Annotated in this window: 13 protein-coding genes; 11 read left to right on the top strand and 2 right to left on the bottom strand. The window is 34.3% G+C overall.

The features are described from left to right. Positions 1-51: 51 nt before the first annotated feature. From CHB81_RS20805 to CHB81_RS20815, 3 genes are all read left to right on the top strand, one after another. Complete coding sequence (locus tag CHB81_RS20805) at positions 52-570, top strand: ferritin (protein ID WP_089353760.1); 519 nt, start codon at positions 52-54, stop codon at positions 568-570. Further along, a complete protein-coding gene (locus CHB81_RS27280) occupies positions 551-838 on the top strand; it encodes a hypothetical protein (RefSeq protein WP_369597386.1) in 288 nt (95 codons plus the stop codon). The genes CHB81_RS20805 and CHB81_RS27280 overlap by 20 nt, the downstream gene beginning before the upstream one ends. Before the next feature lie 98 nt (positions 839-936). Continuing rightward, a complete protein-coding gene (locus CHB81_RS20815) occupies positions 937-1,629 on the top strand; it encodes a DUF2461 domain-containing protein (protein WP_089353761.1) in 693 nt (230 codons plus the stop codon). 68 nt (positions 1,630-1,697) lie between these two features. Here CHB81_RS20815 and CHB81_RS20820 read toward each other — a convergent pair whose 3' ends face one another. Beyond that, positions 1,698-2,030 carry a single-stranded DNA-binding protein gene (locus CHB81_RS20820; protein WP_089353762.1) on the bottom strand — a complete coding sequence of 111 codons (333 nt, stop codon included), beginning with the start codon at positions 2,028-2,030 and terminating at the stop codon, positions 1,698-1,700. 174 nt (positions 2,031-2,204) lie between these two features. Here CHB81_RS20820 and CHB81_RS20825 point away from each other — a divergent pair, with 174 nt between their 5' ends. From CHB81_RS20825 to CHB81_RS20840, 4 genes are read left to right on the top strand one after another with little or no spacing between them, the layout of a single operon-like run. Beyond that, positions 2,205-3,734: a bifunctional GNAT family N-acetyltransferase/carbon-nitrogen hydrolase family protein gene (locus CHB81_RS20825; RefSeq protein WP_089353763.1), complete on the top strand. Its 1,530-nt coding sequence runs from the start codon at positions 2,205-2,207 to the stop codon at positions 3,732-3,734. Beyond that, on the top strand, positions 3,731-4,078 hold the full coding sequence (locus tag CHB81_RS20830) for a hypothetical protein (protein ID WP_089353764.1): 348 nt from the start codon (positions 3,731-3,733) through the stop codon (positions 4,076-4,078). Before CHB81_RS20825 ends, CHB81_RS20830 begins: the two co-directional genes overlap by 4 nt. Before the next feature lie 12 nt (positions 4,079-4,090). Next, complete coding sequence (locus tag CHB81_RS20835; RefSeq protein ID WP_089353765.1) at positions 4,091-6,484, top strand: M28 family peptidase; 2,394 nt, start codon at positions 4,091-4,093, stop codon at positions 6,482-6,484. A 10-nt stretch (positions 6,485-6,494) separates the two neighbouring features. Then, complete coding sequence (locus CHB81_RS20840; protein WP_089353766.1) at positions 6,495-6,914, top strand: SRPBCC family protein; 420 nt, start codon at positions 6,495-6,497, stop codon at positions 6,912-6,914. 118 nt (positions 6,915-7,032) lie between these two features. On the opposite strand, the gene CHB81_RS20845 is transcribed toward CHB81_RS20840, so the two are convergent. Continuing rightward, positions 7,033-7,428 (bottom strand): rhodanese-like domain-containing protein, encoded by a 396-nt coding sequence (locus CHB81_RS20845; RefSeq protein ID WP_089353767.1) that lies wholly within the window; start codon positions 7,426-7,428, stop codon positions 7,033-7,035. A 146-nt stretch (positions 7,429-7,574) separates the two neighbouring features. Between CHB81_RS20845 and CHB81_RS20850 the strand changes: the two genes are divergently transcribed. The 4 genes from CHB81_RS20850 (at position 7,575) to CHB81_RS20865 (ending at position 11,930) form a co-directional block, all read left to right on the top strand. Then, entirely contained in the window at positions 7,575-8,477 is a 903-nt protein-coding gene (locus CHB81_RS20850; protein ID WP_089353768.1) for a LysR family transcriptional regulator, read from the top strand. Continuing rightward, positions 8,462-8,911 carry a GNAT family N-acetyltransferase gene (locus CHB81_RS20855; RefSeq protein ID WP_089353769.1) on the top strand — a complete coding sequence of 150 codons (450 nt, stop codon included), beginning with the start codon at positions 8,462-8,464 and terminating at the stop codon, positions 8,909-8,911. Before CHB81_RS20850 ends, CHB81_RS20855 begins: the two co-directional genes overlap by 16 nt. 113 nt (positions 8,912-9,024) lie before the next feature. After that, entirely contained in the window at positions 9,025-9,843 is an 819-nt protein-coding gene (locus CHB81_RS20860; RefSeq protein ID WP_089353770.1) for an SDR family oxidoreductase, read from the top strand. A gap of 197 nt (positions 9,844-10,040) precedes the next feature. Beyond that, positions 10,041-11,930 (top strand): DUF2207 domain-containing protein, encoded by a 1,890-nt coding sequence (locus CHB81_RS20865; RefSeq protein WP_089353771.1) that lies wholly within the window; start codon positions 10,041-10,043, stop codon positions 11,928-11,930. Positions 11,931-11,993 lie beyond the last annotated feature (63 nt).

The following is an 11,993-nucleotide window of genomic DNA, read 5'->3' on the forward strand; positions in this document are numbered from 1 at the left end:
TCAAAAAGTGGTTTGAATTATTTTTTTTAACTTTACCAAAAAGACACCATTATGTTATCAAAAAATATAGAAGCAGCATTAAACAAGCAAATTCGTATAGAGGCGGAATCTTCGCAAACCTACCTTTCTATGGCTTGTTGGGCTGAAGTACACGGATTAGAAGGAATTGCTCAATTTATGTACACACAATCAGACGAAGAACGTGCACATATGCTTAAACTAATAAAGTATGTAAACGAACGCGGAGGTCACGCTCATATTACCGATCTAAAAGCGCCTAAAACATCTTATACAACATTTAAAGAGATGTTTGAAGCTCTTTATAACCACGAAATTTTTGTTTCGGAATCTATTAACGAATTGGTACACATTACTTTTTCAGAAAAAGATTATGCAACACATAATTTCTTACAATGGTATGTTGCAGAACAAATCGAGGAAGAAGCTACTGCTAAATCTATTTTAGATAAAATCAACTTAATTGGAGATGACAAAGGTGGACTCTACTTGTTTGATCGTGATATTCAGCAATTAACAGTTACAAGCTCGATTGCAATCAACCCAAAATAAAAAAGTTAAAGTTTATTTAGAATATATAAAAATAACATTTTCTGTTTATATTTGCCACTGTTTTTATAATACAGAGGAAAAAGTGAGCAAGAAAGAAAAAGACAAGGACAAAAAAAAGGATAAAAAGAAAAAGAAGAATAAAGCTATCCTTGAGAACATTAAGAAGTTGGAAAACTGTAAATCTTCTTGTTGTGAGAAATACAAAAAAAGCGAAAAGAAACGTTGTTCACGTTGTCCTATGTTTGATTTATTCAAAAAAACTGCTTAAACTTATATATAAAAAAACCCACCAGAAAATTTGGTGGGTTTTTTTATGCTTAAATTACATTCGCATTCTGACTTTTAAAAAGACTCAAAATTTCTACTATGGAAAACAACATTATTATACCCAAATCAAGTCTTGATTTTTTGACTGAACTCAAAGAAAACAATAACAAACCTTGGTTTGATGCACATAAACAAAACTACTTAAACGAGCTAAATCACATTGAAACTTTTGCAGGTGCGTTGCTCCACGAACTTTCCAAAACCGATGTTCTGGAAACAGCTTCCGGCAAAAAAAGTGTTTATAGAATTTATCGTGATATTCGTTTCTCAAAAGATAAAACTCCTTTTAAAACCTTTTGGGGCGGCAGTTATACCAGAGCAACAAAAGAGAGCCGCGGCGGTTATTATTTTCATATCGAAAAAGGAAACACTTTTCTCGGTGGTGGATTCTGGGGACCAAATACCGAAGACCTAAAACGCATAAGAGCTGAATTTGCTCATGATGATGAACCAATGCAAAAAATATTGCAATCAAAATCTTTTATCAGCAATTTTGGAAACCTGCAAGGTGAACAACTCAAAACTGCGCCAAAAGGCTACGAAACAGATCATAAAGCAATTGATTTACTTCGCTACAAACAGTTTTTGGTTATCAAACGTTTCACTGATGCGGAAGTTTTAAGTGATCATTTTTTAGAGCAAGCTTTAGACACTTTCAAAAATATGAGACCTTTTTTTGACTATATGAGCGAAATCCTCACAACAGATATAAACGGAGCTTCCATTTTGTAAGTTCGATTATAAAACTAAAAACCCGACAAGTTTTACCTGTCGGGTTTAAATATCAAATCTTAATAAACTTATTTACTGAGCAGCAAAATTTCGCTGACAACTACTTCGGTAATATATCTTTTCTCACCGTTTTTATCATCATAACTTCTGTGAACTAGCTTTCCTTCAATACCTACTTCTTTTCCCTTTTCGACATATTTTTCAATAATTTCGGCAGTTTTTCCCCAGGCAGTAACACGATGCCACTCTGTTTGTTCCACTTTTTCGCCTTTGTCATTTTTATATCTTTCGGTTGTCGCAATACTCAAATGAGCTAATTTACTTCCGTTTTCTAATGTTTTGATTTCTGGATCGTTTCCTACGTTTCCAATCAATTGCACTCTGTTTTTCATTCCGTTCATGGCGTATACTATTTAAATGTTCATATAAAAGAATTCGTTTATCAAATTCAACAAGGCAAAGATCCGCCGACTCTCGATAAATATTCGGTTGTCAACTAATTACTTTCGGTTGTAAATATTTGTAAGCGTTTGTAAGTGGAAATAATTTCGTATATTTGAGATAAATCTTACGATATGCAGACAAAAATCAATAAAGTTGAGTTGCGAAATTTAGAATTTGATGATTACAAACAATTGAAGGACTCAATGGTTGAATCATATCCTGAAATGGCCGACTCTTACTGGAAGGAAGACGATATCAAAAGATTACTTTCCATTTTCCCCGAAGGCCAACTAGTAATTCTCGCAGACGGAAAAGTAGTTGGATCAGCATTATCACTTATTGTCGATGAAAAATTAGTAGATAAAAGACATAATTACAGACAGATTCTTGGCGATTATAGTTTTTCTACACACAATAAAGATGCAGAGATTCTATATGGTATCGATGTTTTTATACATCCAAATTATCGCGGTTTACGATTGGGACGCCGTTTATATGATGCCAGAAAAGAGCTTTGCGAACAACTTAATCTAAAAGCAATTGTTTTTGCCGGCAGGATTCCTAATTATGGACAATATGCCAAAAAACTGACTCCAAAAAATTATATCGAAAAAGTAAAACATAAAGAATTGCACGATCCGGTTCTTTCTTTTCAGTTAAGTAATGATTTTCACGTGTTGAGAATTATCAAAAACTATTTAGAAGGCGACGAAGAATCGAAAGAATTTGCCGTTCTCTTAGAATGGAATAATGTCTATTATGACGAAAGTCCTAAATTAATTAATCTCGAAAAAAGCGTTATCAGATTAGGTTTGATTCAATGGCAAATGCGTCAATTGAGTAATCTGGAAGAGTTTTTTGAGCAAGCAGAATTTTTTATCGATGTAGTTTCCGGTTACGGAAGCGATTTTGCCTTATTTCCGGAACTTTTTATCGCGCCTTTAATGGCCGATTATAATCACTTATCAGAAGCTGAAGCCATTCGCGAACTTGCCCGTTATTCTGATCCAATCAGAAAGCGTTTTCAGGAGTTTTCCATCTCTTACAACATCAACATTATTACAGGAAGTATGCCTTATCTGGAAAATGGTAATTTATACAATGTTGGTTTTTTATGCAAAAGAGACGGAACTTCAGAGATCTATACCAAAATTCACGTAACACCAAACGAAGTACAACATTGGGGAATGAAAGGCGGATCTGAATTTAAAACCTTTGATACGGATTGTGGTAAAATTGGAATCTTGATTTGTTATGATGTTGAATTCCCTGAACTTTCGAGGATTCTGGCAAACGAAGGGATGAATATTCTATTTGTTCCGTTCTTGACCGATACGCAAAATGCTTACACGCGTGTTAAACATTGTTCGCAAGCCCGCGCAATAGAAAACGAATGTTATGTGGCAATTGCAGGATGTGTTGGAAACTTGCCAAAGGTAAACAATATGGATATCCAATATGCACAAGCCTCAGTATTTACGCCGTCTGACTTTGCTTTTCCCAGTAATGGTATAAAAGCCGAAGCGACCCCAAACACTGAAATGACACTAATTGTTGATGTTGATTTGAACCTGCTCAAACAACTTCACGAACACGGAAGTGTACGAATATTAAAAGATAGAAGAACTGATTTATATGAAATTAAAAAAATAGAATCATGAAGACTTGCCTCGAATGCTCCGAAAAACTGGTAGGTAGAGAAGATAAGAAATTCTGTTCAGACAGTTGCCGCAATGCCTACAACAATAAAATAAATAAAGATAGTACTAATTTCATGCGTAATGTAAACAACAAATTACGAAAAAATTACCGTATTTTGTCCGAGTTAAATACAGATGGAAAATCTAAAGCAACAAGGGATAAAATGATAAACAAAGGTTTCGATTTCGACTTTTTTACGAATGTTTTACAAACAAAAACAGGAAACACCTACTACTTCTTGTACGATCAGGGATATCGCTCTTTGGACAATGATTATTTTATGCTCGTAAAAAAAGAAATTTAGTACTTATCAATCATGAAAAAAAACCAGACCTCAATTCTCGGCATCATTGGCATTCTAGCAATTCTAGCAATCATTTACGCAACGATGATGCCTCAATATATTTCAAAAAATGATGAAGCACTTGCCGATTTTTCTACTGAAAGAGCACTAAATCAAATCGAGATCATTGCACAAAAACCTCATTATGTAGGTTCGACAAATCATGAATTAGTTGCTAATTATCTAAAACTGGAACTTAATAGAATTGGATTAGAAACAAGCGTTCAGGAAGGTTTTACCCTCAATGACAAAGGACTTCTGGTAAAGTCAAAAAATATTCTTGCCCGTATAAAAGGAACAAATAACTCAAAAGCCCTTTTATTGCTTTCGCATTATGACAGTGCACCACATTCTTTTTCTAAAGGCGCCAGTGACGACGCATCTGGCGTTGCAACTATACTTGAGGGAGTTCGTGCTTTTTTATATTCTAAACAACCTCACAAAAATGACATTATAATCCTTTTCTCAGATGCTGAAGAATTGGGTCTAAATGGAGCCGCACTTTTTGTAAACAAACATCCATGGGCAAAAGAAGTTGGATTGGTTATCAACTTTGAAGCCAGAGGTTCTTCAGGACCAAGTTATATGTTGATGGAAACCAATAAAGGAAACGAAGCTCTTGTTAAGGAATTCTCCAAAGCAAAGACTTCTTATCCGGTTTCAAACTCTTTGATGTACAGTATTTATAAAATGCTCCCAAATGATACTGATTTAACGGTTTTTAGAGAACAAGGAAACATCCAGGGATTCAACTTTGCCTTTATAGACGGACATTATAATTATCACACACAACAAGACGATGTTCAGCATTTAAGCAAAACAACATTGGCGCATCAGGGAACTTATTTGATGCCTTTACTAAAATATTTTGCCAATACAGATCTAAACGCTACAAATTCAGATGATGATGATGTTTACTTTAGCGTACCATTTTCATTTATTAGTTATCCGTTTGCATGGGTTTTTCCTATGACTGTTATTGCTTTAGGATTATTAATTCTCTTTATTTTTATCGGAAAAGCAAAACGTGTTATTACATTCCGCGAAATTTTCAAAGGATTTATACCACTACTTGGATCGATAATTATTGCAGGTTTGGTTACCTTTTTAGGATGGAAAATAATATTACAAATATATCCGCAATATTCAGATCTTCTTAACGGCTTTACCTACAACGGTCATGCTTACATTGGAGCATTTGTAACACTTAGCATCGCAATTTGCTTTGCATTCTACCATCATTTCTCAGAAACAAAGGTTACAATGAATCATTTTGTTGCGCCTCTGCTTCTCTGGATCGTCATCAACGGATTCTTAGCAAATAACTTAACCGGAGCAGGTTTTCTGATTATTCCGGTCTATTTTGGAATTCTGTTATTTGGAATATTCGTTCTGACGCAACATTACAGCTTAGGACTAAATTTATTATTCTCAATTCCGGCTTTAGCAATCGTAGCGCCTTTTATCGTAATGTTTCCTATAGGTTTAGGTTTGAAAATACTTTACGGAAGTGCCGTTCTAACTGTTTTAGCCTTCGGATTATTGCTGCCAATATTTGGTTCTTTTGCTAAAAAAGGAGTCTGGATAATGGTCTTCTTTATTACTTCGATTGGTTTCTTTGCTTACGCCGGATATCACTCTGATTATGAACACGGAAAAGCAAAATCAAACAGTTTATTGTATGTTTATAATGCCAACACTAACTCTGCAATCTGGACAACATACGATGTAAATTTAGACGAATGGACAAAAAGTTATCTAGGCGAGAAAAATCAAAAAGCGGTTGGCTTAAACAACCTGCCAATATCCAGCAAATACAATTCGGGCTTTACATATAGTGCGATTGCGCCTGTTGTGGACGTACCAAAACCAACAATAGCATTTTTACAAGACAGCGTTGTTGGAAATAACAGATTTCTAAAAATAAAAATCACACCAAACCGAAAAGTAAACCGATACGATATCTACGCAAATCCTAAAATGACGTTTTATAATTTCAAAGCAAATGGTGTTTCTACTTTAGGACAAAAAGGAATTGAATTAGAGCGAGAAGGAATGCGACTTTTATCGTATTATGTTGTGGGTAATGAGCCGCTTGTAATGGAATTCTACATCAAAAAATCATCTGTTTTTGATATGGATTTAATCGAAAGCTCGTTTGATTTAATGACAAATCCGTTGTTTAAAATAAAACCTAGAAGCGACTGGATGATGCCAACACCTTTTGTTTTGAACGATGCCGTATTAATTCAGCAAAAAATCAAAAAATATACAGCTCCTGTAGCCACTATTCCAGCTGCAACAGTCGTAAAAGACAGTACAGCTATTGCAAAAGATACTTTGAAACCTATTGTAAAACCACAATAAAACACTTGTTATGGCAACAAATATTTCGACAATCCATCTAAATGCGCCAATAGAAAAAGTTTGGAACACATTGACACAACCAGAATTGGTCAAACAATGGCAATACGGAAGCGATTTAATTACAGACTGGAAAGTTGGTAACGAAATCAGATTTAGAAATGAATGGGAAGGCCAGGTTTTTGAACAATGGGGAACGGTTTTAGAAGTTACTCCGAATCAGAAAATCAAGTATTCTTTGTTTTTTCCAAGACCAGAACTTGAAGATAAACCGGAGAATTATTTCATAATGAGTTACATTTTATCTGAAGAAAATCAGAAAGTAAAACTAGAAATTATTCAGGAAGACAATCGTCCCGGCGCACTTCAGGAAGCTCCGCAAGGCGAAGAAAATCCAATTCTTCAAGCTCTAAAAGCTTTGATCGAATCTTAAAATTAGGCTTAAAGGTTCAAAGGCACAAAGGTTTAAAAAAGCACTATTTTTATAGTGCTTTTTGTTTTTTAGAATACCTTGAAAACCTTTGTAACTTTGAACCTTTGTACCTAGAAAATTAACAGGCACATTCAATTTTCAAACCCGTTTTTACTCCTTTTGTGCCTTCGGTGGCATAACCATCAAACTTCCACCACTCTATTCCGCCAATTAATTCTTTTACTTTAAAACCAAGTTTTGCCATATTCAATGCTCCTTTTGTCGAAGCATTGCAACCAATTCCGTCGCAATACGTCACATACAAAATCTCTTTGTCTAAGTGGCTTGTATTCTCGATCGTCATTTCCCGATGAGGAATATTAATCGCCGTTGGGATATATTCTGCCTCAAACCCAAATGCTTTTCTGGCATCAATTACAATTACTTTTTCTCCATTATTCAAAGCATCAAATAAATCAGACGGATCCATTTCGAAGGCTAATTTATTCTCATAATGTTTAATTTGTGCTTCCATTTTTTTATAGTTTTAATGATTTCGTTGATTCAAAAGTACTCTAACACCACTTTCCATAAAAACGAAAAGAATTCATCACTTTGATTACTTTTTTTCATAGAAAAACCATTCCTAAATTTCGTTACTTTGTATACAAATCCTCAAAAATGGAAATCCGTCATTTAAAATTAATAAAGGCAATTGTCGAAGAAGGAAGCATTACCAAAGCAATTGACAAATTGCATTTGACACAATCGGCTCTGAGTCATCAACTTAAAGAAGCCGAATACCAATTGGGAACTCCCATTTTTCTGAGGACAAACAAAAAACTGGTTTTGACTAAAGCAGGCGAGAAAATCTACGAACTTGCCAATGAAATTCTGGACAAACTATCTCAAACACAATCGCAAATCAAACAAATGGTTTATGGCGAACATGGCGAAATCAGAATTAGTACCGAATGTTATTCGAGTTATCACTGGTTGCCACCGGTTTTAAAACAATTCCATAATTTGTATCCAAATGTAGAATTGAAAATTATAACCGAAGCCACACATATTCCATTACAAAAATTATTAGAAAACACAATCGATATTGCGATTATAAGCGATCAAATCAGAGATAATAACATCAAATACATTGAGCTTTTTCAGGACGAAGTAGTTATGGCGGTTTCTGAAAATCACGCTTGGGCGGATAAAAAATACGTTGTTGCCGAGGATTTTATCAACGAACATTTACTGATTCATTCCCTTCCGATGGAAACTGTGACGATTCACCAATTTGTTTTGGCTCCAGCCAAAGTAACTCCCAAAAAGATCACTCCTCTCCCGTTGACCGAAGCGTCTCTAGAAATGGTAAAAGCAGATATGGGCGTAATGTCTATGGCAAAATGGGCATTGTTACCACATTTGAAAAACAATCCCATAAAAGCCATTAAAATTGGGAAAAACGGCTTAAAAAGAAAACACTTTATCGCCATTAGAGAAAACGAGCAATATCCCGACTATTTTCATCATTTTATAACCTTTTTACAAAACGAAATCAATCTGCAATGGAATATTCAATAAGAAACTGCGAAGTATCTGATCTACCAAAACTCGTTGTTTTATGCCAAAAACATGCTGAATACGAAAAAGCAGCTTATTCTCCCGAAGGAAAAGAAGAAGGTTTAAAAAAAGCTTTGTTTGACGAAAATCCAAAACTACATTCTTTGGTAGTTGCCACAAAAGAGACAATTGTAGGTTACGTTTCTTATACTTTTGATTTTTCGACTTGGAATGCAGCAACTTTTATCTACATGGATTGTTTGTTTCTGGAAGAAGAAACTAGAGGTCTTGGAATTGGTGAAATTCTAATCGAAAAACTAAAACAAATTGGAACGGAGAAAAACTGCGTCAACATACAATGGCAAACACCGGAATTTAACGAAAGAGCTATAAAATTCTACAACAGAATTGGCGGAAAAGGAAAAGACAAAATTCGTTTTACGCTAGATTTGTAATCATCAATGCTTAAAATTTAATCTCGCAAAGGTGCGAAGTCGCAAAGAAAAAGACAAAGTTTTAAATCTTTGTCACTCTGAACCTCTGTACCTTTGAACCTTCAAAATAAAAAATGACACAAATAAGTATTTTAGGCTGCGGCTGGTTGGGTTTACCTTTGGCGAAAAGCTTAATCGCAAAAAAGCGTTATTCAGTAAACGGATCTACCACTTCTGAAGATAAACTTTCTATTCTTGAAAACGCCGGTATAAATTCATTTTTGGTGGCGCTTGAAAGCGAAAGTGTTTCTGAAAGTACAACTTCTTTTTTGGCTAAAAGCGAAATCCTGATTATTGACATTCCACCAAAATTGAGAGGAAATAACGATGATTCTTCCCGAAAGGTTTTCGTTGAAAAAATTCAAAATCTAATTCCGTTTATAGAAAAATCTACCATAAAAAAAGTACTTTTTGTAAGTTCAACCGCAGTTTATGGCAATGAAAACGGGATTATTACCGAAGAAACTATTCCGAATCCTGAAACAGAAAGCGGTAAACAATTGCTTTTAGCGGAAGCGATTCTTCAAAAAAATAAAAACTTCGAAACCACAATTTTGCGCTTCGGTGGATTAATTGGCGAAGATCGTCATCCCGTAAAATTTCTTGCAGGAAAAGAAAACCTTGAAAACCCTGACGCTCCAGTAAATTTAATTCATCAAAATGATTGCATCAGAATGATCGAAATGATCATTAATCAATCAAAATGGAATGAAGTTTTTAATGCCGTTGCGCCTTTTCATCCAAGTCGGGAGGAATATTATACGCAACAAGCAAAGGAACTGAACTTAGTTTTACCAAAATTCAGTCTTGAAAAATCGAATATCAAGAAAACTATTTCAAGCGAAAAGATAGAAACCAGTTTAAATTACCAATTTAGACTGGAGAATTATTAAACCATATAAGTGATAAAAGTTCCAAACCGCAAAGCTTTGTGATCTCCAAAGTAAAATGCAATAACAACAAACTTTGCAGACTTTGCGTAAAACCTTTGCGAACTTTACGTTAAAAAGATAAAACTTAAATTCACTTACATAACTTACATGGTTTAGAAACAAAATTCTTATTTTCACTTCGCAAAATAACTTCTTTCATGATAAGACATTTCAGGTTTCTATTCACTCTCAGTTTAGTATTACTTTCATTATCCCAATGTTTTAGTCAAACTGATTCAACACTTACAGAGGAACATGAACGTACGGAAAGAATAAAACAATTTCATGCTGACATTCTTATTAAGGAAAACGGAAACATTGTTGTTACTGAAACTATTACCGTTTATGCCGCACAACAAGAAATAGATCACGGTATCTTTCGTCAACTTCCGATGAAAAACTATTCCTCGAAAGTCTCCAGAAATAATTTTTATACAATCTTGAATGTTACCAAAGACTGGATTAAAGAGCCTTATCACACAGATCTAGATGGCGAAAATTTCAAGATTTATATTGGCGATAAAGATCTTTCTCTTAGCGAAGGAATTTACACCTACAAACTAACTTATGAGGTTGAAGCACAAATACATTCGTATAATGATTTTGACGAAGTTTATTGGAATATAACTGGAAACTATTGGCAGTTTGATATCGAAAATGTATCTGCAAAAGTAATTCTACCAAACGGAGCATCTGTATTGCAAACTCATTGTTATACTGGTGTTTTAGGATCGAAGCAAAGTGAATGTGATTCAAAAATTGGAGGAACTTCGGTTTATTTTACTTCAAAAAATCTAAAAAAAGAAGAAGGTTTTACTGTAGCGGTTGGATTTCCAAAGGGAATTGTTCATCAACCCTTCTTCTTGCCACATTATAAAATAGAAGAATTTGTCTCTGCAGAAAAATTATTCCTCGGGCTTCTAGCCGTTTCAATTTGCTTGCTTTTTTATTATTTCTCGTGGAAAAAGTATGGTGAAGATCCTTTAGTTTCAAATGAAAGCAATGAATTCATTGATATAAAAAATCACTATACCGCAACTTCACTGCAATATATAAAAGAGAGATACTCTAACTCAAAAACACTTCTGGTTGCAATAATTAGTCTTTCAATTAAGGGTGCAATAGAAATTACCGGTAATGGATTTCAAACCTGGAGAGAGGAATTCGAGTATTATCTGGTAAAAGGCTCAAAAAACACAAATTTAGCATTGGAAGAAAATGCCATTTTAGATGTTTTGTTTAAGGAAAGTGACACTTTTGCTATCAATTCTAAATCCTACACTGTTTTTAGCCAAGCAGAAACAGTGCTTGAGAAATCACTTAAGAATCAGCACAATTTAAAAGATTACTTTTTAAGCAATCTCAAACAAATTTTAATAGCATCGATAATTACAATTATAACAATTGTTGCTTACAGTTACTTAACAGTGGGCACAGCTTTGATCTTTGTTGTCGTTGGCTTTACATCTCTAAATCTTACTGCAATATTGCTTATAGTAATTATAAAATCATTTATGAAAAGACAATTTTCTGTAGCATTTCCATGTATGATTGTAGCCATTTTTCCAGCAGCTTTTACTTTTGCATCTTTTTTCGCCATAAATGTCGACAAAAACTATTCGGCTCTAAATGCACTAGTTATATTTTTAATCGTTACAGGTTTTACAATATTTCTTAGCCTAATTAATTCTTATACTAAACTGGGAATTATTACAAAAGTTCAAATTGAAAAATTCAAACAGCAATTACTAAATTATCCCGTAGAACAACGTACTAACATTATAAGCGCTTACGAAGAAAATCTACCATACGCTTTTGCATTGGGCATTGAAGAAGAATGGAATCTAAAATTTGCTGAAGCCTTAAAAAGTTTAAACTACACCAGCAACTGGATAAAAACCAGCGATGGTTCTGTTGGCTTTTCGTATCTGAACATAACCCACTTTTATGATACTTATACTTCATCTTCGAGTTCTTCCAGCAGCGGAAGTTCTGGCGGTGGAAGCTCCGGAGGAGGTGGAGGTGGCGGTGGAGGCGGTGGCTGGTAGAATTGACACAAAACTTAAATTTACTTACATCACTTATACGATTTAAATAAAATTGCGAACTTT

Source organism: Flavobacterium sp. ov086, assembly GCF_900187965.1.
Lineage (GTDB): Bacteria > Bacteroidota > Bacteroidia > Flavobacteriales > Flavobacteriaceae > Flavobacterium.

What these genes read in the sequence shown, in the direction of transcription:
- CHB81_RS20805 (WP_089353760.1), top strand. Translation starts at nt 52, where the DNA reads ATGTTATCAAAAAATATAGAAGCAGCATTAAACAAGCAAATTCGTATA.
- CHB81_RS20815 (WP_089353761.1), top strand. Translation starts at nt 937, where the DNA reads ATGGAAAACAACATTATTATACCCAAATCAAGTCTTGATTTTTTGACT.
- CHB81_RS20820 (WP_089353762.1), bottom strand. Translation starts at nt 2,030, where the DNA reads ATGAACGGAATGAAAAACAGAGTGCAATTGATTGGAAACGTAGGAAAC.
- CHB81_RS20825 (WP_089353763.1), top strand. Translation starts at nt 2,205, where the DNA reads ATGCAGACAAAAATCAATAAAGTTGAGTTGCGAAATTTAGAATTTGAT.
- CHB81_RS20830 (WP_089353764.1), top strand. Translation starts at nt 3,731, where the DNA reads ATGAAGACTTGCCTCGAATGCTCCGAAAAACTGGTAGGTAGAGAAGAT.
- CHB81_RS20835 (WP_089353765.1), top strand. Translation starts at nt 4,091, where the DNA reads ATGAAAAAAAACCAGACCTCAATTCTCGGCATCATTGGCATTCTAGCA.
- CHB81_RS20840 (WP_089353766.1), top strand. Translation starts at nt 6,495, where the DNA reads ATGGCAACAAATATTTCGACAATCCATCTAAATGCGCCAATAGAAAAA.
- CHB81_RS20845 (WP_089353767.1), bottom strand. Translation starts at nt 7,428, where the DNA reads ATGGAAGCACAAATTAAACATTATGAGAATAAATTAGCCTTCGAAATG.
- CHB81_RS20850 (WP_089353768.1), top strand. Translation starts at nt 7,575, where the DNA reads ATGGAAATCCGTCATTTAAAATTAATAAAGGCAATTGTCGAAGAAGGA.
- CHB81_RS20855 (WP_089353769.1), top strand. Translation starts at nt 8,462, where the DNA reads ATGGAATATTCAATAAGAAACTGCGAAGTATCTGATCTACCAAAACTC.
- CHB81_RS20860 (WP_089353770.1), top strand. Translation starts at nt 9,025, where the DNA reads ATGACACAAATAAGTATTTTAGGCTGCGGCTGGTTGGGTTTACCTTTG.
- CHB81_RS20865 (WP_089353771.1), top strand. Translation starts at nt 10,041, where the DNA reads ATGATAAGACATTTCAGGTTTCTATTCACTCTCAGTTTAGTATTACTT.